18 protein-coding genes are annotated in these 23349 nt (G+C 37.2%); 9 read left to right on the plus strand and 9 right to left on the minus strand.

Annotated elements, in window-relative coordinates:
• Window positions 1–2 precede the first annotated feature (2 nt).
• Window positions 3–668: a porin family protein gene (locus A3EE_RS0101270; protein ID WP_018341608.1), complete on the plus strand. Its 666-nt coding sequence runs from the start codon at window positions 3–5 to the stop codon at window positions 666–668.
• A 60-nt stretch (window positions 669–728) separates the two neighbouring features.
• Here the strand turns inward: A3EE_RS0101270 and A3EE_RS0101275 are convergent, their stop codons facing one another.
• From A3EE_RS0101275 to A3EE_RS0101290, 4 genes are all read right to left on the minus strand, one after another.
• Entirely contained in the window at window positions 729–2621 is a 1893-nt protein-coding gene (locus A3EE_RS0101275; RefSeq protein ID WP_033417392.1) for a hypothetical protein, read from the minus strand.
• A gap of 98 nt (window positions 2622–2719) precedes the next feature.
• A complete protein-coding gene (locus A3EE_RS0101280) occupies window positions 2720–4327 on the minus strand; it encodes an Rne/Rng family ribonuclease (RefSeq protein ID WP_018341610.1) in 1608 nt (535 codons plus the stop codon).
• 213 nt (window positions 4328–4540) lie between these two features.
• Window positions 4541–5380 carry a tetratricopeptide repeat protein gene (locus tag A3EE_RS0101285; protein ID WP_018341611.1) on the minus strand — a complete coding sequence of 280 codons (840 nt, stop codon included), beginning with the start codon at window positions 5378–5380 and terminating at the stop codon, window positions 4541–4543.
• A gap of 74 nt (window positions 5381–5454) precedes the next feature.
• Window positions 5455–5787 carry an HU family DNA-binding protein gene (locus A3EE_RS0101290; RefSeq protein ID WP_018341612.1) on the minus strand — a complete coding sequence of 111 codons (333 nt, stop codon included), beginning with the start codon at window positions 5785–5787 and terminating at the stop codon, window positions 5455–5457.
• A 149-nt stretch (window positions 5788–5936) separates the two neighbouring features.
• Here A3EE_RS0101290 and mutY point away from each other — a divergent pair, with 149 nt between their 5' ends.
• The 7 genes from mutY to A3EE_RS0101330 all read left to right on the plus strand — a co-directional run bounded on the left by mutY (window position 5937) and on the right by A3EE_RS0101330 (window position 13324).
• Window positions 5937–7004, plus strand: a complete 1068-nt coding sequence (gene mutY / locus A3EE_RS0101295; protein WP_018341613.1) for an A/G-specific adenine glycosylase — start codon at window positions 5937–5939, stop codon at window positions 7002–7004.
• Between the two features lie 63 nt (window positions 7005–7067).
• Window positions 7068–7520, plus strand: a complete 453-nt coding sequence (locus A3EE_RS0101300) for a single-stranded DNA-binding protein (protein WP_018341614.1) — start codon at window positions 7068–7070, stop codon at window positions 7518–7520.
• Window positions 7521–7699: 179 nt separating this feature from the next.
• A complete protein-coding gene (locus A3EE_RS0101305; protein ID WP_018341615.1) occupies window positions 7700–8572 on the plus strand; it encodes a transporter associated domain-containing protein in 873 nt (290 codons plus the stop codon).
• On the plus strand, window positions 8562–9158 hold the full coding sequence (gldD, locus tag A3EE_RS0101310; RefSeq protein WP_018341616.1) for a gliding motility lipoprotein GldD: 597 nt from the start codon (window positions 8562–8564) through the stop codon (window positions 9156–9158). The genes A3EE_RS0101305 and gldD overlap by 11 nt, the downstream gene beginning before the upstream one ends.
• A 215-nt stretch (window positions 9159–9373) precedes the next feature.
• A complete protein-coding gene (gene recG, locus A3EE_RS0101320) occupies window positions 9374–11464 on the plus strand; it encodes an ATP-dependent DNA helicase RecG (RefSeq protein WP_018341618.1) in 2091 nt (696 codons plus the stop codon).
• A 60-nt stretch (window positions 11465–11524) separates the two neighbouring features.
• Window positions 11525–12574 (plus strand): patatin-like phospholipase family protein, encoded by a 1050-nt coding sequence (locus A3EE_RS21110; protein WP_018341619.1) that lies wholly within the window; start codon window positions 11525–11527, stop codon window positions 12572–12574.
• A gap of 15 nt (window positions 12575–12589) precedes the next feature.
• The gene (locus A3EE_RS0101330) at window positions 12590–13324 is read left to right on the plus strand and encodes an FkbM family methyltransferase (protein ID WP_018341620.1); all 735 of its coding nucleotides are present in this window, start codon (window positions 12590–12592) and stop codon (window positions 13322–13324) included.
• 725 nt (window positions 13325–14049) lie between these two features.
• On the opposite strand, the gene A3EE_RS0101340 is transcribed toward A3EE_RS0101330, so the two are convergent.
• The 3 genes from A3EE_RS0101340 to A3EE_RS0101350 all read right to left on the minus strand — a co-directional run bounded on the left by A3EE_RS0101340 (window position 14050) and on the right by A3EE_RS0101350 (window position 20522).
• A complete protein-coding gene (locus A3EE_RS0101340; RefSeq protein ID WP_018341622.1) occupies window positions 14050–14676 on the minus strand; it encodes a lipoprotein signal peptidase in 627 nt (208 codons plus the stop codon).
• Between the two features lie 91 nt (window positions 14677–14767).
• Window positions 14768–18103, minus strand: a complete 3336-nt coding sequence (gene ileS / locus A3EE_RS0101345) for an isoleucine--tRNA ligase (protein ID WP_018341623.1) — start codon at window positions 18101–18103, stop codon at window positions 14768–14770.
• Window positions 18093–20522 carry an efflux RND transporter permease subunit gene (locus A3EE_RS0101350; protein WP_026209528.1) on the minus strand — a complete coding sequence of 810 codons (2430 nt, stop codon included), beginning with the start codon at window positions 20520–20522 and terminating at the stop codon, window positions 18093–18095. Before A3EE_RS0101350 ends, ileS begins: the two co-directional genes overlap by 11 nt.
• A 269-nt stretch (window positions 20523–20791) precedes the next feature.
• On the opposite strand from A3EE_RS0101350, the gene A3EE_RS0101355 reads away from it, so the two are divergent.
• The gene (locus A3EE_RS0101355; RefSeq protein ID WP_018341625.1) at window positions 20792–21487 is read left to right on the plus strand and encodes a hypothetical protein; all 696 of its coding nucleotides are present in this window, start codon (window positions 20792–20794) and stop codon (window positions 21485–21487) included.
• Here A3EE_RS0101355 and A3EE_RS0101360 read toward each other — a convergent pair whose 3' ends face one another.
• Both A3EE_RS0101360 and A3EE_RS0101365 read right to left on the minus strand, forming a co-directional pair.
• The gene (locus tag A3EE_RS0101360; RefSeq protein WP_018341626.1) at window positions 21488–22366 is read right to left on the minus strand and encodes a protein-glutamine glutaminase family protein; all 879 of its coding nucleotides are present in this window, start codon (window positions 22364–22366) and stop codon (window positions 21488–21490) included.
• A gap of 206 nt (window positions 22367–22572) precedes the next feature.
• Entirely contained in the window at window positions 22573–23331 is a 759-nt protein-coding gene (locus A3EE_RS0101365) for a sulfotransferase domain-containing protein (RefSeq protein WP_018341627.1), read from the minus strand.
• Window positions 23332–23349: the final 18 nt, after the last annotated feature.

Genomic DNA, 23349 nt, shown 5'->3' on the forward strand with positions numbered 1-23349 from the left:
CTATGAAAAAAATATCGCTTCTTTTTTTATTCAGCATTTTAGCTTTTACAGGGTATAGTCAGGTAACATTAGGTTTGCGGGTTTCTCCTGCATTCAGTATTAATCGTGTAAAAGATCTGAACAGTGCCGACGGTTATGAGTTTTCAAATAATGGCTCCGGGGTGCGTTTTGCATTCGGACCTACTATAGATTTTAAGTTTGGCGACAACTATGCATTTTCAACAGGTGCGTGGTATTTAAGCAGCAGAGCAGGCTTGTCTGCAACAGCACCAGGTGTTTCATACAAAGAGGTTGTGAGCCTTCAGTCTATGCAAATACCTATTACATTCAAAGCCTATACAAATGAAATTGCAACAAACATGAAATTGTATTTTCAACTAGGTGGTCTGGCGACGTTTAACTTCTATGAAAAATTTAAAGAATCATCACCTTCAACGCCATCAAGCTATGATAATAAATACAGCGTATTTGATATTTCTTTATACATGGGTGCGGGTGTATCATACAAAATCGGTGAAAGCAACGCATTGTTTGGAGGTTTTTACTACAACCGTGGTTTAGTGAATCTGCTTGACGGGTCTTCAATACCAGGTACTTCAAACAAATGGAAAGATGCAGCGAAATACAACAATGACCTGGTTGGTCTTGAAGTAGGCGTTACATTCTAAGTGTAACAGATACTATTTATAAAAAAGTCCTCCGATAGTGATCGGGGGACTTTTTTATTTCTATCTTAATTCATACCATTCATATTCCAATTCTTCAATCCATCTGATCTGATTATCAATATGTATTTTGATCAGCTTTATTTTTTTCATTGCTGAAAAATAATGTTCGCTGCAAAAATATGCGGCAGCGGCATCTCTATTTTCAATATATCTATCAATAAATACACCTCCTGCCAATATGGACGTTGCAGCCTGAAAGCCCACCGATGAAGAGTCCTCTAATCTCATTTCAATTTCTGAATACGGTGCTCTTGATACAACTTTTTGAATATTTCCAACTAAACTATACTCCAATTTTATTCTGATCATCAGCGGATAATTTGATTCAGGAACAACTATAGAATCGTTGATGTCAATCTTACCCGAAGCAACCTTTCTGAATTCTTTTTGCTGTCTGATATTGCTTTTTTTGAATAAGATCATCTGTTCTTTTTCACATGTAAATGTGTCAATGTTGTAGTAACGTTTATACAATGCTTTCTTCAAATAGGTGTCATCAAAGAAATGATAATGATGGTCTATACTATTGATGCTGTATAAAACAAAATCAGGTGCTGCATCCGACAAATAATATTGTTCGTTGATCTTGTCCAACGTTTCATTGTACGCCTGATAACTCTGAATAACAGGCCGTGGATTGTAATTCAATTTATTCAAAATAATTGCTGAACTTTCCCAGGGTATAATATCTACTGTGCCTTTTCCTATTGCTTCTGTTACATGCAAAGGTAGTTTTCGTAGATGCTGTTGTTTATAATAGTTCGGCTGATAGATTGATGAATACAGGTATGCAGGAAAAGCTAAGATCTTTTTAACCGGAAATAAGTAATCCTTAAAGAAGAATATAAGACTTAGACTTACTATCCATAATATTGTTAAAGGTAAGTACATATACTCTGTTTTAAAATTGCTTACATACACAAAGATCAAGATGCATGCAGGCGCGCAGTAGAAAAAATCTTTCAGATGCTCTACATCTGCACGCACATAAGATTGTTTAAATAATATGAAAAGAAGTAGCAGGAAGATTGAATAGATAATTTTTTGCTGCAAAAAAGTATTTCGCAATTCTTTCAGAATGTAAAAAGCAATGAAAATACATATGGCAACAATACTTCCGGAAAGCGTTTTTTCAAAAAATGTATCCGGGTATATGTATACGGCATCGTTATAGGAAACAATCAGTTCAATGCCGCTTACCACATACGCGTACAGATTCACCGGAAGTGCTAAGGAGCTAAATTGGATGACTACAAGCAGTGTAATAATACTGGTCACAACATACTTCCATGAGATACAATCCAGTGCTTTCAGATAAAAAATATAGATGATGAAAATTAGAATGGCTGCAAAGGCCAAGTTCAGTTTGATGTAAAAGATGAGTGTGGTAATAAGGATTGCCTGAAGAATGTAAATTAAATTTCTTCCCTTTCGATATTGATTCAGATATAAGATGGCGATCAATTGCAGCGTAAACACCAACGATAACAACATCGCCTGTTTATATAAAAAACATGTGAGAACAATAACTGCCGCTCTTCTCCAGGTAAATGAATTTTTTGTTACTTTATAAATGATAAACAAAAAAGAAGCAGCAAAATATACATCGAACAGAATCAGCGGCCATATCGAACCATCCATTAAAACCCGCGTAGATAAAAATGAGAGCGGTCCATATGTAAATACAATTTCATTTCCCCAGACTTTTTGTTGTTCCCATGCCTTGCTTAACGTCAGCATCCATGAGGCATCTACGGATGTAAATGCTTCCGTAAAGTGTACGTGTGAAATAAACTGTAATGGCCATATGCATGAAAGTGCTGCAAAGGCGATAAGGAGCGACCTCCAATCAAATGAAAAAATAAACGTATTTTTAAAATCGGTATTCATCATCGACCGTCGAGATCTTTTATAAAAAAGTTCTTACTAAATAAAAATCCCGTCCCGATAGTAATCGAGACGGGATTTTTATATTCATTAAAACATAAAGATTATTTTTCTGAAGTGATATACTCTTCGTTTCTGTAATCCTCTAATGTTGCTTCGCTTTCCATATCAATATTTTGAGAAACTTCATCTAAGAATTTAAACTCTGTTAAACCCAATGATGAATCTGTGCGCAACTTCACCCAACGGAAATATTTAAAGAACCATTTTGTTCTTTTAGAAATAGCGCCTGTTGTGAAATACGCATAAATGTATGGATGCAATACCAGCGTAATGTTTTTCTCATTCTGCTTTGTAATGATATAATCCAGCTTATGCTCTATCTGATCTGTAATTGCAATGCTTGCGCTGATCTTACCTGTACCACTACAAGTCGGACAAACCTCCATAGTAATAAGGTTCGTTTGAGGACGTACACGTTCTCTGGTAATCTGCATCAAGCCGAATTTTGTTAATGGAAGAATCACGTTCTTAGAACGATCGTCTTTCATTTCCAACTTCATGCGTTCGTATATTACTTTGCGGTTATCGAGATTTTTCATATCGATAAAATCCACAACAATAATACCTCCCATATCTCTAAGCCTTAATTGACGTGCTATTTCACGGCATGACTCAAGATTGGTGTGCAATGCTGTTTCTTCCTGACTGGTTTCGTTATTCGATTTGTTTCCACTGTTTACGTCAATAACATGTAACGCTTCCGTGTGTTCAATAATCAAATAACCGCCGCCGGATAAACTTACAGACTTGCCAAATAAGGTCTTCAGTTGTTTTTCAACTCCTGTAGCTTCAAACATTTTGGTTTTGCCCTGGTGTAGTTTTACCAGACGTTCCTTGTCAGGAGCAATGTTTTTTATGTATGAACGAAGATCATCATACAACTCTTTCGAATCTACATTGATACTGTCAAAACTTTCGTTCAACATATCTCTTAAGATTGAAGAGGTGCGATCCAGTTCACCAATAATTAAATCTCTCGGTCTTGCTTTCTTAAGAATAGCAATACCATCTTCCCAAGTCTTTACTAAGTTTCGAAGATCTTTGTCAAGTTCGGCTACTTCTTTATTCGATGCAACTGTGCGAATGATTACGCCAAAGTTTTCAGGTCGAATAGAAGAGATCAAACGTACCAGACGCTGGCGTTCTTCTTTATCAGTAATTTTTTTGGAAACAGAAACTACATTAGAGAAAGGTACTAAAACTAAATAGCGGCCAGCAAGAGAAATTTCGCATGAAAGCCTTGGCCCCTTCGTTGAGATCGGTTCTTTAACAACCTGAACTAAAATCTGGGTTCCTTTATCCAGTACCTGACTTACTTTACCATCTTTTTTTATTTCCGGCTCTAACTCAAACTTTTTGAGTAAGGCGGGTGTGGACGCTGAGGTAATTGCATTTTTTGTAAACTTGCTCAGGGATTTAATCTTCGGACCAAGATCAAAATAATGCAAAAAAGCATCCTTCTCATACCCAACATCTATGAAAGCTGCATTCAGTCCAGGTACGACTTTGCGTACCGTACCTAAATAGATATCACCAACATTAAATTTACGGGCATGATCCTCAAACTGGTATTCAACAAGCCTTTTATCATTGATCAAGGCTATGCGATCTCCATTTTGAGACGAACTTATAAATAATTCGTTGCTCAACTCGTTGTTTTTTAATTGTAAAAGGTACTAAAATACAAATAAGCTGGAATCTGAGAGAAACCAGCCTTATTTTAAAAGATTCTATAAGAAGCTATTACTTCTTCTTATGTCTATTTTTTCTTAGACGTTTTTTTCTTTTGTGAGTAGCAATCTTGTGTCTTTTTCTTTTTTTACCGCAAGGCATAATTGTAATCGTTTAAATGTATAATATTATTAATTAGACTCTTTTAAATAGCTGTCAATAATCGCCTGAAACTCCGGATCACTATCCAATCCTTTTGCTTTCGTGAAATATTGATTCGCTTTGCTTTTATTTCCTAACTCCAGATAACTTAAGCCCAGATAAAATGTTCCGGAAGCATGTGCCGGATTCACTTTAATCAGTTCTTCGAATCTATCTACCGCCTTGGCGTATTGGCCTGACTGCATAGATAAGTATCCCAAATTAAATATTGCTGTCTGGTTTGCCGGATCCTCTTTAACCACTTCTCTTAAAAGAGCAATGCCTTTCATTGGAGTAGACGTAGTAACGTACGTCATGGCTAATTTTGATTTTGTATCTAAGTTCTTAGCATTAAGATCTAAGGCCTTTTGATAATAAAATCTGGATTTGTCCATGTAAGTAGATTTGTCATTTTCAGAAACCAAATCTGATGCTTGCATGTATGCATCTCCCGCAGAAACCAAATTTTTCTCTGTTGGTTGCAGTAACACAATTTCCCCTGAATATTTAGCTACGCTGTCGTATTGGTGAAATTGAGTATAATACTTTACAATAGAGTCTGCAAAGATACGCTTTTTTTCTTTATCCGAAATGGAATAATACTTCTTTGTGAAATCCTGTATCTTTTTTTGTTCGTCGTTGGAAGGTTTGTGTGTATGCTTTTCAGCCATCAACTTTCCTGCTTCCGATTTTGAATCACTTGCTGATACTGTTTCTTCTGCACCTTTTACAGCTTCTTTTTCATTGTCAACCAATACCTTAGGTAGGCTGAAAACAATTCCAATCCCAACTGCTGCTGCTAAAATGGCGATTATTTGCTTTTTTTGCATATTCTGGAAGAAAAGAAAGAGCCTGCATGAACATACAGGCTCAACTTATTTTATTTCGTCAAATAATGCTGGAACTAGTCAACTTCTTCGTCAGCACCAATGAATTTTTCAGCCATTACCTTCACTTTTTTGCTTGATTTGATTTTCTCAACGAAAACCTTAGCTGGCTTAAAGCTTGGAATGTAGTGCTCATCAATGATGATAGCTGTGTTTTTAGAAATGTTACGTGCTACTTTGCGTGCGCGTTTTTTGTTGATAAAACTACCGAAACCTCTTACGTAGATGTTGTGTCCTTCAGACATAGAGTCTTTGACAACCTTAAAGAACGCTTCTACTGTTGTTGTTACATCAGCTTTGTCGATTCCTGTCTTTTCTGCGATTTCGTTAATTACGTCTGCCTTCGTCATTACTCTATATTTATTAATTATATGATACTTAATACGTTCAAAAATAGCTTACAAATTTAGGCTACTAATTCGTTAATAAAAAATATATTTACTTAATTAATCCTACATAATTTTGTGTAACATAAGCGGTTAAGCAAAACACTTTCATCTTGGTAACATCTGGCATTGAAAAAAAGTTCTCTAAAGAGCTGATAAATTGGTATTTAAGAAATAAAAGAGAGCTTCCCTGGCGCGAAACGGTAGATCCATATCCGATCTGGCTCTCTGAAATTATTTTACAACAGACCCGGGTTCAACAAGGATTGCCTTATTATTTTTCCTTTTTAAAGCATTTTCCAACGGTAAATGACTTGGCCAATGCCAGTGAAAAACAAATTTTATCTCTTTGGCAAGGTCTGGGTTATTATTCCAGAGCCCGAAATCTCCATAAAACAGCTCAGCTTGTTGTATCAGATTATGCCGGTTCTTTTCCGGATACCTATATCAATTTATTGAAGTTAAAAGGCGTGGGTCCATATACTGCCGCAGCAATTGCTTCCTTTGCCTTCAAAGAACAGGTAGCGGTTGTGGATGGCAATGTATACCGTGTATTAACACGAATCTTTGGCATTTATGAAGACATCACCTTAAACACTACCAAAAAGGTAATTGCTGAATTGGCTCAAAAACTAGTTCCTCAAAAACTACCTGATATCTATAACCAGGCTATTATGGAGTTTGGCGCAATGCATTGTACTCCGGCCAATCCCAACTGCAGCACCTGTCCATTTGCCCGATCCTGTGTTGCAAATGCTGCCGGCGATCAAAAAATACTTCCCATTAAAACCAAAGCTAAAGCGAAGCAAGAACGTTTCTTTAATTATTTTATGGTGCGTTGCGGTGATGAAGTTTTAATGAAAGAACGCGGTAGCAATGACATCTGGCAAGGATTGTTTGAGTTTCTATTATTTGAAACAAAAAAGAAGACTTCCTTTTCAGGAATTCTGAAAATTGTACCACTCATTCCTGAGAAAAATATTCAGGCAGAATATGGGCCCTACAAACACATTTTAAGTCATCAAATCTTACATGCAACATTCTATTCTGTTGAAGTAACTAAAAAGCAATTTGCTGCGATTAAAAAAGAGTACGCGCTTGAAGAGGTTAACATAAGAGAAATAACGGCTACACCGAAGCCCGTTTTGATTACTAAGTATTTGAAGGCTCACAAATTTTAGCTACCTTTAAGTAATAAATATTTTTCAATACAGCTATTTTAAAAGTTTTAATGTATCACACCCATGGCAGGAATTAACAAAGTCATTTTAGTAGGGAATCTTGGTAAAGATCCTGAAGTGCGTGCAGTAGGCACCGACAGAAAAGTTGCAAGTTTTTCCCTAGCAACGACAGAATCTTACAAAAACAAAAGCGGCGAACGTGTTGACCAGACTGAATGGCACAACATTGTATTTTGGGGCCCGATTGCAGACGTAATTGAACGTTACCTTAGAAAAGGAAGTCAAATTTATGTTGAAGGAAAAATCCGTACGCGTTCGTACGATGACAAAGATGGTGTGAAAAAATACATCACTGAAATTATTGGTGATACAATGACCATGTTGGGAACAAAAGGTTCTTCGGATTCTTCAGCTTCTTCTTCCGGTTCGTCGTCTTCATCTTCTGCTGCTCCAGCAATGGAAAGCGCAGGCTCATTTGAACCACAGACAAGTGGTGCAGATGATTTACCGTTCTAATGTTTCACTAAAAGAATTGTTCGTGGAACGATCCGCTGATCCTTACCCCATTTATTCATTCACTATAGACCTTATAATTTCTATAGTTCATGCATAGGCAATTCATAAAGCCTGTTGCGAGTTTATATACTTGCAACAGGCTTTCTTATTTTAAATTAAAATTAAGCCATTAACGTTTTATGTCCGAAGGGGGTAAACAGAATAAAAAGTCGTCAGATTCATTTTCAAAATACTTACGCAAAGTATTTGGCCTAACTGAAATTACAGATAGCCAACGTGAGTACATTGAAAAATTGGAACGTGAACTGGAATCTGCTAAAGGTAAACTGAGTACGCGCGAAGAAAAAGAAATGCTTCGCGGACTGGTGAAGTTTGGCAACATTATGGTGAAACAGATCATGTGTCCGCGTATGGACATGGCTGCGGTTGACATTGCGCTGAATTACCAGGAACTACAGCAGTACATCAGTACATGCGGCTTTTCCCGAATTCCTGTTTACAAAGAATCGGCTGATAAAATTGAAGGCGTATTAAATATCAAAGATCTTTTTCCGTTCTATAACAAAGACAAAGATTTTAACTGGCAAAAATTAATTCGTTCTGTTGAGTTTATTCCTGAAACAAAACTGATCGAAGAACTGTTGCGTGAATTCCAGCTGAAACATTTGCACATGGCAATTGTCGTGGATGAATACGGTGGTACAGCAGGTTTGATCACAATGGAAGATGTTATCGAAGAAATTGTAGGTGATATACACGATGAATACGATGACGATGTAAAACAATTTGCAAAGCTAAGCGATACAAGTTATCTGGTTGAAGGGAAAATGTCACTGGTAGATTTCTATAAAGCAATTGAATTGGATCACGATGTTTTTTCAGAGATAAAAGGTGAAAGTGAAACACTTGGAGGCTTGCTGTTAAACATCAATTCAGATATGCCAAAGTTAGGCGACGAAATTACTTATGCCGATTATATTTTTAAAATTGATGCTGTAAATAACAAACGTATTTTACGTGTAAAAGTAACTGTACCTGAAAATGAAGAATAATTTATTTGCCGTTTCACTATTCTGTTCGTTATTGTTATTTGTTGCAGTTAGCTGCAGCAATGAAGAAACAACTTTTCAGCCTAAACCAAAAGGATATAATAAAATTGATCTGCCTAAGCATAGCTACGATACACTGAAAGGTGTATACCCATACACCTTTGAATATTCCAGTATAGCTCAGATCAAACCCGACACAAGCAAAACTGCAGAGCCCTACTGGATCGATATTTATTATCCCGAATACAAAGCAAATATTCAGATCACGTATAAGAATCCGAAAAATGATCCAAAGCTATTGGATGAATACATCCGCGATTCACATACATTGGCAAACAAACACAATGTGAAAGCATATGCGATTGACGAATTGGTCATCTCCAATCCAAATGGTTATGCTGTGAAAGTGTTTGAGTTAAGTGGCGATGTGCCAAGTCAAATCCAGTTTCATGTAACAGATTCTACATCGCATTTTCTTCGTGGTGCTGTATATTTCCGGACTTCTACAAAAAATGATTCGCTGGCGCCTGTTATCAATTATATGAAAGAGGATGTGCTGCATTTGATAGAGACATTGAAGTTTAAATAACTCTATGAATTGGTCTGCATTCACTTACTTACTATTCCCTGTAATGGTTATTACAACGGCAATTGGATTTATTGCAACAGCATGGACCTATTTTTCTACTAAAAAATTAAGTAGAATTGGGTTATACATAACTTTTCTTCCAGCTTTGCTGTTTGCAATTATATTCTTTTTGTTAAAATAATTCCAACGCAGCTAGCTGTTTCAGTTTTAAGCGCATGTCAAATATTTTAGAAACTAAAATAGAATTTCTGAAAGGTATCGGTCCGCAGAAAGCTGCGTTGCTGAATACCGAATTGCGCATTTTTACATTTGAAGATTTACTTTACTACTTCCCTTTCCGTCACGAAGACCGCAGTAAGATCTATGCCATTAAAGACATACATGAAGACTTGCCGTACGTTCAAGTGCGTGGACGCATAACCGGAATTTCGAGTCAGGGTGTCGGACCAAAGAAACGTCTTATTGCTTATGTGCAGGACGATACAGGTATTTTGGAATTGGTATGGTTTCAGGGCGGTGCATGGATCGAAAAAAATATTCTTCCCAATACCATTTACGTTGTTTTCGGGAAGCCCAATCTCTACGGACGTAAACTGAATGTAGTACATCCGGAAATGGAAGTCTATTCTGAGGAACATGCTCAGAAAGGTTTGCAGGCCGTATACAATGTAACAGAGAAATTAAAAGGCCGAAGCATAGACAGCAAAGCACTTTCAAAAATCATTGAACGTGTTGTCAAAGAAGCTGCTACACGCCTTCCGGAAATATTGCCTGCGGCAATCATTGATCAATTCAAACTGATCTCACGGGCACAGGCAATGGAATGGATCCACATTCCACCAAATGCAGCCGCATTAGAAAAAGCTACTGCACGATTAAAGTTTGAAGAGCTTTTTTTAATTCAGATCAAATTGCTGCATCAGCGTACCTATAGAAAAATTCATTATAAAGGATTTGTGTTTAATCACATTCCAACCTTAAATGTTTTTTATAAAGAACATCTTCCGTTTGATCTTACAGATGCACAAAAGCGTGTTATAAAAGAAATATATAAGGATGTCTGTTCGGGAAAGCAGATGAACAGGCTGCTACAAGGTGATGTAGGAAGTGGGAAAACCATTGTGGGTTTCTTATGTATGATCATGGCAATCGACAATGGTCATCAGGCTTGTTTGATCGCCCCTACAGAAATTCTGGCCGCACAGCATTACGAAGGTTTAAAAGAACTGGCAGCAAAAGTTGGATTGACCGTAGCCAAACTTACAGGTTCTTCCAAGAAAAAAGAACGTGATGTTATTCATCGAGATTTGTTGGATGGCTCACTGAATATCTTAATTGGCACACATGCCATACTTGAAGATGTTGTTCAGTTCAAATCATTAGGCATGTGTATCATTGATGAACAGCACCGCTTTGGTGTAGCACAGCGTGCTAAGCTGTGGAAGAAAAATGTCGACATACCTCCTCACATTTTAGTTATGACAGCGACACCTATTCCGCGGACGCTTGCAATGACACTGTATGGCGACTTAGATATTTCTGTGATCGATCAAATGCCGGCGGGTAGAAAACCTATTTCCACTTCACATAAATACGACAAAGATCGTTTGCTTGTCTTTGGATTTATTCGCAAACAAATTTTAGAAGGCCGACAAGTTTATATTGTATATCCATTAATAGAAGAAAATGAAAAGCTTGATCTGAAAGATCTGATGGACGGCTTTGAAAGTATCAACCGTGCATTTCCTGAATTTCCTGTTGGTATTTTACACGGGCGCATGAAACCTGCAGATAAAGATTTTGAAATGCAGCGTTTTGTAAAAGGCGAAACAAAAATCATGGTTGCGACAACGGTTATTGAAGTTGGCGTAAACGTACCGAATGCAAGTGTAATGGTTATTGAGAATGCAGAACGTTTTGGCTTGTCGCAGCTGCATCAGTTGCGTGGACGTGTTGGACGCGGTGCAGATCAATCCTATTGTGTTTTAATGACCAGTCATAAATTATCTACGAACAGCAAAACGCGTATCGAAACCATGGTGCGTACAACCAATGGTTTTGAAATTGCAGATGTTGATTTAAAGCTGCGCGGACCGGGAGATCTGGCAGGCACACAGCAGAGTGGTGTACTTGATTTACGTCTTGCTGATCTGGTACAGGATTCTCATACACTACAGGTAAGCCGTCAGGCTGCTATGGATCTGCTCGATAGCGATTCCGATCTGTTAAAGCCGGAGAATCGTATGCTGCGTAATTATATGGAATCAAAAAGTAAGAATAGTAAAGAGTGGAGCAGAATAAGTTAAAGGTTGAACGCCTATTTCGGAAAGCTTAATGCTTGTTCTCTCATTCGTTAAACAGTATATATGAAACATAAAGTTAATCTGCATTTAGTATTGTGCATCTTGCTATTGATTACTGCAAGTATTAAAACTACTGCACAAACCAATTACAAAAATATTGTACTGGAAGGTGGCGGAATTAGAGGCTTTGCATATATAGGAACCTATGAAGTATTAGACAGCTTACATATATTAGATTCTATTGAACGGGTTGGAGGAAGCTCTGCAGGTGCTATTCAAGCTGCATTACTGGCAGTAGGTTATACACCTTCTGAAATGAAAGTAATTGCTGAAACCATTCCGCTCAAAAAATTTACTGATGGCGGCTGGTCTGTTATCGGCGGATCCAGAAGAATGCATAAACAATTTGGCTGGTATAAAGGAGATGCTTTTGCTACATGGATTGGAGAACTGATTGCTAAAAAAACAGGCTCTCCTTCTACTACATTTGCAGAGCTTCATGCAAATAAAACTCAAAAGGGATATAAAGATTTGTATATAACCGGTACAGATTTAACGTATCAATGCTTGCGCATTTTTTCTTATGAGCATTATCCTAACATGAGTATTCGCGATGCGGTACGTATTTCAATGTCAATTCCATTCTATTACAAACCTATTTTGATAGATGATTCCGGTAAGGTTTGTTCTAAAACAGAGCAAAATAAAACCATTCATGTAATGGTAGACGGTGGCGTTTTATCCAATTATCCGATTCACATGTTTGACTCAACAAAATACAGTGCCGGATTCGATTCTATAAATGTGTTTTATACAAACCCTGCAACATTAGGTATACTTTTGGAACATTCCGATCAAATAAAATACAGTGTGCAAAATTCGGGTGTTGCCCCCGTACAAATTAAAAAAATAACACAATTTTATTCAGCACTCTATTTTACTCTTGTTGACAAGCCAAATCCTGAGCTAGCATATGCCAATGTAACTAAAAGAACAATCAGCATAGACAATTTAAATCTTTCACCTCGGGTTCGAAAACTCGATCCAGAAATAGTACAGTCGCTCATCAACAGCGGACGAGTTGGTGCACTTCATTTTTTTAAACTGAATTAATTTATAGTTATTAAGATGAAAAAGATCATTAAAAAAATATTCCATCTGATTGGATTTGAAATTACGTCAACAAAATACATAGTTTCTCCGCCCGATGCTTTTGAAGATCAGAAGAAGATTTTAGCGGGACAAAAATCTGTAACAATATTTGATGTAGGTGCCCACCACGGGCAAACGGCATTGGCTTATACGAAATTATTTGATACACCTCAGATATTTTCTTTCGAACCTTTTGGCGAATCCTATACTGCCTTAACAAATACGGTAAAGCCATTCGGTAATATAAAGACATTCAATACAGCATTAAGCAATATTACCGGTGAGGTAGAATTTCATAGCAATCAATCTTCTGCTACCAATTCCATTTTGCCTACACACAAAGAAGGTGCTGCTGTTTGGGATGTTGATCTATTAGATACGATTCATAAAATAAAAGTACCTGTAACTACCGTTGATGCTTTTATAGCTTCAAATAACATTTCACATGTTGATGTTTTAAAGATCGATACACAAGGGACAGAGTATTTAGTAATTGAAGGTGCGTTGCAAAGTATTAAAGCAGGAAAGATTAAAATGATCTATATGGAAATCTTAACATTGCCTACTTATGAAAATCAAAAAAAGTTTGATGAGATTTTGCTGCTCTTGCGAACAAACGGATTTGAACTGCATAATATTTATAATACCTCTCTTACAAAAAATGGTGTATTAAGGCAGGTTGATGCATTGTTCGTTTATACTAAGATCTGATTTCTTTAGAAAAAGGACTAATAAAAAATCCCTTCCGGATATCCGGAAGGGATTTTTTATTTATTGATGTAAAACGAATTACTTCGTTGCTAATACAAACAATGCAACGTGACCGATAGCATCCGGATTTTTGTATTTGTTTACTACTATGTCTACTGCATATTCACCGCTAGCTGGAGGAGTGTAAGACACAACAGCTGATTTTTTNTATTCGCTGTCTTGAGATACTTTCACCCATGTGCCATTTTCATTTTTGTAAACCACTAAAGAAATATCTTCAATGTTTGAATCACCCAAACCTGCAAATACATACGTTAATGTACCAGACAAATCAAGGATTGTGTAATTGTCATTTAATGCAAAGTCAAATTCTGCTTTTGTAATGATTGCTTTGCCTTCATATTTTTTTTCAATTTCTTTAACGAACTCTAATCCTTCTTCCATGATTGGTTTAATAGAAGTTGAGTTTTGTGCATTTGAAAAAAGTACTGTTGCAAAAATGAACGCGATTGGTAAAATGATTTTTTTCATGATCTGTTTTTTAGTGTTAAAATATGAGTAGTTTCAGTCCCAAAAAATACCAGTTTAAAGCATAAAAGCCAAATTTTTTTATTAATAGGCTATAGATACTTGAAATAATGACATTTAGATGCAGGACTTCTTTGCAATGTATAATCAAATAAGATGCCATAAAGGCATCTGTTCAATATTCTGATTTATTTTAATTATACATTATCCTGACTTACTACAGGTTGTTCTGTCTTATGTTCTTTTTCCGGAAAATATTTTTTCTGAAAGATCAATATCATTGCTACACCAATAAAAATTGTTGCATCTGCAAAGTTAAAGATCGGCCACAGCGGATAATAGCTGCCGCCAAGTTTGCCTGGTAGCCATTCAGGAAGCTGGCAATTACAAATGTCTACATAAAACATATCGATCACACGACCGTGGAACCACAACATAGGTGCATCGTACGTTGGCATATCTAAAAATACTCCATAAAATGTGCTATCCACAACATTGCCCATTGCACCGCCTAAAATCAATGCAATGCTCCAAAGAAATCCTTCGTGCATACCTTTTTTCGCCATATAATATAAGTATGCAGCAATAGCTCCCATTGCAACCAAACGGAATAAGCTTAATACGAGCTTGCCATAGTTGCCTGCTATCTTAATACCGAAGGCCATACCTTCATTGGTAATGTAATGCAATTTGAACCAGTCGCCGATGCGGATTGTAGGGTGTTCGTAGCCTTCAAACGGAAACGTTTTAAATACCCACAATTTAATTGCCTGATCAATTAAAATAACCAAGATGGTTAAAAGAAAATATTTGGTATAGCGCATTGTGTAAGTTATAAGTTTTAAGTTATAAGTTTTAAGAAAAAGGTGCTAAGAGATAGAAATTCTTAGAACATAGAACTTAAAACCTAAAACGTTATTTTTCAATTTTCATGATCAGCGTTTGCTCATCCATTTCAACTTCAGTTCCGCCTGTCAATTTTTCAACAAGGTTTAATGACAGCGCCTGCGTCTCGGTGCAAATATATTCCTGATTGGAACGAAGTGCACTGTTGATCAACTCATCGCTAATCTGAACAGTGATGCGGATCTTATCCTGCACTTCCAAGCCCATATCTTTACGGATGTTCTGAACACGATTCACAACATCCCGTGCAATACCTTCCTGACGCAATTCATCGCTTAATGTAATGTCTAATGCAACAGTAATTCCTCCTTCTGAAGCTACGGACCAGCCCGGTATATCCTGAGAACGAATCTCAACATCTTCCGCTGTGATCGGAATACGTATTCCATCATCAAGTTTCAGATCAAACGCATTCGTACGTTCAATAGCTGTAATATCATCTGCCGTTAATGCTGCAATTGCATTGCCGATCTCTTTCAGCTTTGCACCGTATTCTTTTCCTAATTTTTTGAAGTTCGGTTTGATTGTTTTTACAACAACACCTGATGTATCTTCAATGTATTCAATTGATTTTACATTCACTTCATTTTTGATCAGATCTTCTACTGCCTGAATCTGTGCTTTCAAACGTGGCTGAAGAATCGGAATTAAAATACGTGAAAGCGGCTGACGAACTTTTATCGTTTGTGCTTTACGGATTGAGTGTACAAGGGAAGATACACGCTGAGCAAGGCTCATGCGTTCTTCCAGTTCAAGATCTAAATACGCTTCGGTAATCTTAGGGAAGTCGGCAAGGTGTACAGATTCAACTGTATTTTTCTTACTTACTTCATTTAAGTCACGGAATAATTTATCCATGTAGAACGGAGCAATTGGCGCACCCAATTTTGCAACTGTTTCTAAACATGTATATAATGTTTGATATGCAGCTGTTTTGTCCGGGTTGTATTCGCCTTTCCAGAAACGTTTTCTGTTCAAACGAACGTACCAGTTACTCACATCGTCCACAACAAAATCCTGTATCAATCGTCCGGCTTTTGTTGGTTCGTAATCGCTGTAGGCATCACCAACTTCTTTGATCAACGATTGAAGTTTGGATAAAATCCAGCGGTCACTCTCTGTACGTTCTGCTAACGGAATTTCAGCTTCAGTAAATGTGAAACTATCTAAGTTCGCATACAATGCAAAGAATGAATAGGTATTCTGAAGTGTGCCAAAGAAACGGCGCTGCACTTCCGTGATACCATCTAAATTGAATTTAAGATTGTCCCACGGTTGCGCATTGGTGATCATATACCAACGCGTAGCATCAGGACCATATTTATCAATGGTTTCAAACGGGTTCACAACATTGCCTACACGTTTAGACATTTTGTTTCCGTTCTTATCTAATACCAATCCGTTTGCAATTACATTTTTGAATGCAACTTTATCGTACAGCATTCCCGAGATTGCATGCAATGTAAAGAACCAGCCACGTGTCTGATCCACACCTTCAGCAATGAAGTCTGCCGGATAATTATTATTAAATATTTCTTTGTTCTCGAACGGATAGTGCCACTGCGCATACGGCATAGCACCAGAGTCAAACCAAACATCGATCAGGTCAAGTTCGCGTTTCATCGGTTTGCCCGAATCACTTACCAAAACAATGTTGTCAACGTATGGCCTGTGCAAGTCTTTAATATCTGTAGCTGTTTCAATTCCTGCTTTCTGTGCTTTAGCAATTTCAGCTTGTAACTCTTCAATAGAACCGATGCATTTTTCTTCTGAACCATCTTCTGTACGCCAGATAGGAAGAGGTGTTCCCCAATAACGAGACCGCGAAAGATTCCAGTCAACTAAGTTTTCAAGCCAATTGCCAAATCTACCGGTACCGGTAGATTCCGGTTTCCAGTTGATGGTTTTATTTAATTCAACTAATCTGTCTTTCTTCGCTGTTGTTTTGATGAACCACGAATCCAGTGGATAGTATAATACAGGCTTATCAGTTCTCCAGCAATGCGGATAACTGTGTTCGTATTTTTCAACTTTGAATGCGAGATTCGCTTCTTTCAATTTAATTGAAATACGTTCGTCTACACTTAAGTATTTATCTCTACCTTGTTTCTTGCGTTCAACTTCTTTTTCTTCATCTGTTAAGTATGCTTCTTTCACATACTCGCCAGCAAAGTCCGTAACTTCTTTTGTGAAACGGCCGCGTTTATCAACCAATGGATATTCGTTGCCGCGATCGTCTTTTGTTACGATCGAAGGGATACCTGCTTGTTTTGCAACGCGCGCATCGTCTGCACCAAAAGTTGGTGCAATGTGTACGATACCTGTACCATCTTCTGTGCTCACAAAGTCACCTGCAATCACACGGAACGCCGGAGTATCCGGTTGCAAATAGGGCATCAATTGTTCGTATTCAATACCAACTAAATCTTTCCCATTATAACTGCTAAGGATTTTGAATGGAATAAGTTTGTCGCCTTCTTTGTATTCTTCCAACGAAAGCTCTTTCGCTTTTTCAGAAAAATATTTTCCAACCAATGCTTTTGCAAGAATAACCTGAACAGGTTTAAACGTGTATGGATTGTATGTTGAAACCAATACATATTCAATGTTCTCTCCTACCGCTAGTGCGCTATTAGATGGAAGTGTCCATGGAGTTGTCGTCCATGCAAGGAAATAGGTATTGTCTGCAAACTTAGCATTTGCTTTCAGTTTGAACTGAGCAACCGCACTTGTATCACGAACATCTTTATATGTACCCGGCTGATTTAATTCATGTGAGCTTAAACCTGTACCTGCAGCCGGTGAATATGGCTGTATGGTATATCCCTTGTACAATAAGTTTTTAGTATGGAATTCTTTTAATAAATGCCAAACCGATTCAATGTAATTATTCTCGAATGTGATGTATGGTTTTTCAAGATCAACCCAATAGCCCATCTTCACCGTAAGATCATCCCACTCTGATTTGTATTTCATTACAGACTCACGGCACTTTAGATTGTATTCTTCAACAGAAATCTTTTTGCCGATATCATCTTTGGTAATGCCAAGTTCTTTTTCAACCTGCAATTCAACCGGCAAGCCGTGCGTGTCCCAGCCGCCTTTGCGCTTTACCTGAAAGCCCTGCATAGTTTTAAAACGGCAGAAAATATCTTTTACCGTACGGCCCATTACGTGGTGTATGCCGGGCGTACCGTTAGCAGACGGCGGACCTTCGTAAAACGTAAACGTTGGTTTACCTTCTCGTGTATCTACCGATTTTTCAAAAATTTTCTTATCGTTCCAGAACTGTTGTACTTCTTTCCCAACTTCAGACAGTTCTGTTTTCTTTTCGTTATACTTCACGGCTCTCGTCGTTTCTAGGTGTTTTAATTTCTAAACGTTGAAGATCGATTTCAACATCGTCATCTTCTGTATGCACTTTTTCGTGTCTGTCTTTAATGATCGGGTACAAATTGATTTTTTCGCCGCTGCTGAATGTTAACAACAATGCAGGCAATACAATCAGGTTTGTGAACATAGCAAAGAACAAAGTTAAGGACGTTAAAATTCCCAATGCAATTGTTCCGCCAAAATCAGAGAAAGCAAATATCAGGAAGCCGCAGAACAATACGATGGATGTATAGATCATACTCACACCTTCTTCTTCTAACGACTTTACAACTGCTTGCATCACACTTCCTTTGTAATGTTTTAATTCCTGCTTGAACTTACTCAGATAGTGAATAGTACTGTCAATGGAAATCCCAAACGAAATACCAAAGATCAATGCAGTACTAGGTTTCAGCGGGATGTTGAATAAACCCATGATACCTGCAGTCATTATGATTGGGATCATATTTGGTATTAATGAAATAAGAATGATCTTCGGATTGGTAAAGATGAATGCCATCATCAATGAAATCAAGGCAAAAGCCCAGACTAAGGATTCAGACAAATCGTCGATCAGATATTGATTGCCTTTTAAGAACAATAACGTAGTGCCTGTAATGTGAACTTTTTGTGTTGCTGTATCAGGGAAGATCTCAAGCGTTTTAGGTCTGATGTTGTTTTCAACCAGCTGCCCCATTTTTTCTGTTCCGATATCCGCTACTTTGCATGTGAAACGGACATATTGACCTGTAGAGTCAACGAAAGAGCGCATCAGCTTATCTTCACCTTTGTCGTTTGTTTTCATGAACGACGACAAATATCCCATTTCCTGTTTGGTTGGTATCTCATAAAAGTCCGGCAAACCACTGTAGTAGGCTTGCTTTGCGCCCTTAATAATATTCAATACCGAAAGTGGGGGTGAAACGTTGTTCAATGATTTTAAGTACGATTCCAGTTCATCCAGTTTTTTAAGGTTTGCCGGAATACGAATACCCTTTTTCTTTCCTAAGTCTACTACAATTTCCAGAGGCATTACACCTTTGAAATGCTGCTCAAAGAAGGCCAAATCTGCTTTAACACCACTACTCTTCGGAAGATCATCAACCATGTAGGATATAACCTGTATGCGATAAATACCTACAATAGAAATTGCGATCAATAAGCTCGTAACGATATATACTACTGAACGGTAACGCAACACCACATACTGTATCATGTTGTTTACACGTCTTAAGAAACGCAAATCCAAATGTTTCAACTGCTTGTCGCTTGGAGCAGGCAGATAACACAACATCGTTGGTATTACTACCAATGTAATTACAAAGGTTGCAGCACTGATCAAGCCGGCAACCATACCGAATTCTTTGATGATGATAATGTCTGTGAAGTACAATACTAAGAAACCAACGGCAGTATTCATGTTTGTCATGAATGTTAGGAAGCCGATCTTCTGAACAATTCTGCTGATCGCTTTTATTTTGTTTCCATGCTTACGGTATTCCTGATGATATTTATTGTACATGTAGATACAATTCGGAATCCCGATCACAATGATCAATGCCGGAAGCATTCCTGTAAGCAAGGTGATCTTGTAGTCAAGTAATACGATCGTTCCCATTGTCCATACAACAGTTACAATGATCACCAGGAAGGTGAAGAATACTGCATACAGATTTTTAAAGAAAAAATATAAAATTAACGAAGTAACTAAGATCGAGAGTACAAGGAAAAACTTAAACTCTGCCTGCACATCACGCACCATAATTGTACGCACATATGGTAAGCCTGCAAAGTGCGTTTCAACATTTGTTTGCTTTTTAAATTCTGCAGTAAGATCTAAGATATTTGAAACAATTTTTTGTCTGTTGTTGGAATTCAACTGTTTTGCATCGATTGATACTGCGATCAAGGCAGCATTGGTATTGGGATTTACAACTAACCCTTTATAAAACAACTGGTCACCGGCAAGCTGCATCATCGAATCAAGTTCATGTTGCGAAGTCGGTTTTCTTGTAAAAACAGGTTTTACATCCAATTTTTGATTCAGTGTATCTTTGATGAGCATCTTCATCGTTGGCAATGAGATCGCATCGTTTACGCCTTCCGACTTTTGTACTTCGTAACACAGGTCATAAAATTTGTTGAACGTTTCCAGTTTGAAAAGTTTGGGATCCTGTACACCAATAACCATGATGTTGCCATCTTCACCAAACATATCACGAAACTCATTGAAATAAACCATATCCACATCGTTCTGTGGAACGACTTTCAAAAAATCGTAGGTTATCTCAATTTTAGAGGCTTTGTAGCCCATAAAGATTGTAATTGCCCCTGTTACAATTAAAAGAATTAATCGGAATTTAATAATAAGACTACCTAACTTTGACCACATATTCTGAATTTCAAATAAGGTGGCTAATTTAAGCAAATTTGCTGATATCTGTACTGTAAATGGTGCAGAGATCGTCAATTTAATGATTTGAAAATCTGAACCTTGCGTGTAAATGTAAGGATTTTCAAAAAGTCGTATAAAATGCCGAAACGAATAAACGTGGTATACTTCAAGTTGTCAGGGGTATGCAATAAAAAAACAAATGAATTTTGGTTTGTTTTTATACCTTAAACATCTGAGATGCGTTATAGATTTTTAAATAATTTATTATGATTCAAATCAAAAACCCCTGTGATGCCAACTGGCAAGAAATGACGCCTGCTCAAAGTGGAAAATATTGCGGTGCCTGCGAAAAGGTGGTGGTTGATTTCAGTAAGATGAATGATGCGGAAATAAAAAATTACTTTGCAACATACAAAGAGCAGAAGACCTGCGGGAGATTTTTAGATTCTCAATTAGATCGTCCGTTAGTTGTAACGTCGCCAACACGATTCAATGCATTTTTAAATCTCTTGAATCAAATACCTGTTGCCCGAACAGTTGTATTTTTTCTTACAAGTGCCCCCATGTGGATCAGTAGTTGCGTGAGAAATACGAATGAAGATATTACGACCACCGGTGATTCAATAGCTGTTATTGAAGACCCGATAGATACAAGTCTAGGACATGATGTGCCCGTTCCGGTAGTAGGATTTGTAGTTCCTCATATTAAACAGGATAGTTCGATAAAATGCGGTGATGAAGTAATGGGCGAAGTTTCTCCACAGCAAACAATAAAATTTTTTCCTCCTCAAACAATAATGGGGGATGTTAAGGTATACGATCCATCAGATGATCCGGATACCATAGCTGTTACCATACCTGCAACCTCGCCGGATACAAGCGATGTTACCCTTCATATGATTAAAGGTAAAGTAATGATGACCGATACAATCTCTCAAAAAATAAAACGAAAGAAAAAATAATTATTCAAACGGAAGTACTTCTGACACACGTTGCTGCCATTTCAAACATTCGTTGTTAAAAATGGTTCTGTATGTTGAAATAATGGCTGCGTGCGTTTCATGAAACTGTTCATCCATTTCAGAATTGTATACGTAATCCCGGAAAACATTTTCAAAGTTTAATACATTCCCTACAAGACTTCTGTAGTCATTAAGTAATACTTCCTGCGAAGCATCGTTCAGAATTGGTTTGATTTCATTTTCATAAAATATTCCGGCTGTATTATTAATTGCAAGCCCTTTCTCTAACCAACCATTTTCTTTACTGTTGTCTTCGTATTTAAAAAAATCTGTCACACATTTATTTGCAAACCAATATGGAAAGATGACGTTAGGCTTTACAGGCTCGTCAGTATTGCCATCAAAAAAATCAAGCTGCGTATTCGTTACATATGATGTATTAAACAAATACCACTCAGCATCCATCAACAAATAAATCAGCTTCTTCGTTTTTATTTTCGCAAGCCAGGCTTTATAAGGCACTGCACCATTGGGAAACAACACACCATCAATCACCATTTTTGTAACTACACCGTCCTGTTCAACAAATAATACTGGCGCTACATGATATCCCCAGTCAATTTTGCCCGTGGGCGAAAGTTGATTTTTATCTTTAAATGTAATAACACGTGTATTGTAGGAAGTATAAATGCCCGGCGTAAATGCCCATATTTTAGCGAGCGTAATGCCTTGCCTTTTAGCCAATAAAGAAATATAATGTGCAATGTTGTGGCAGTTTGCCTGTGGATACGTGAAAGGAATTCCTGCATTCTGTATTTGGTCAAACAGAATCTGTGCAGTTTGCATATCAACCACAGTAGACTTGCCTTCTGTCAGCAAGGGATGTTTTTCGTTCGTTGTAATAAATTTGGCTGGAAAGAACGTTGATCTGAATAATCAAACGATACTGCAAAAGTACATCTTTTTAGAGAATTAAAATATACGCATTTCAATTTTACCTTTTAATAATATGCTTTTAGATTCATTGTGCTTTTTACAAAATCATATTATAGAATGATTACAGGATTTTATAGGATTGTCCGATTTCACTCATCGAAAAAATATTCAAATTCCGATCCTGCAAACGATGCCTTCAGTACATTATAGTTTTCAATCAATGCATTCAAGGGTTCTGCATTCTGGCGGACGAGCAACGATTGAGGAATTTGCTGCGTCACTCCTAAAAATCTTTGTATGGCAAACATGGTATCATTCGGTTCAGCCACCAGCGTTTCATAATCTGTTTCAAAAACAGGTATATTGAATTCCTCAACGAGTGTATTGGTTTCCTGTTCGTCCTTTCTATATTGAGCAAATGCTTCCAGGCAATCTTCTTTTGTCAATACAATTTTTTTCTGATCAATAGACTGTTCTTTTGTATTGGTGCTGGACCATTCATTTGTTTTCTCAGCAATGCAACGGGATACATACGTGCGCAAATAATTCTTGCGTTCAATTCTTATGACTTTAATATTTTCACTTTTGAATAATTCAATGAGTATGCCTTTTTTCACAATTTCTTCTGTGTATTCATAGAAATATTTAAAGCCAACTGCCTTAATTATTTTTGAATACCTTTTAAAAAATTCCGCGTTATTTGTTGTTTTGCTTAACGGCTCATTCAACGACAATATATTCCAATGTGAATTCAAGTAAGTATGCATCAAGGATGTTCCCGTACGCGGATGACCAACAATTAAAAACTTTGTATAATCGTTGCGCTTAAAAAATGGCAATATATTCAGCAGCTGTTTTATTTTTACTTTAAGCTGTATCTGCAAATATGTAGAACTAAATATATTCATAGTTTGAAAGTAGTGGTT

Source organism: Cytophaga aurantiaca DSM 3654 (genome assembly GCF_000379725.1).
GTDB classification, from domain to species: Bacteria; Bacteroidota; Bacteroidia; order Cytophagales; family Cytophagaceae; genus Cytophaga; species Cytophaga aurantiaca.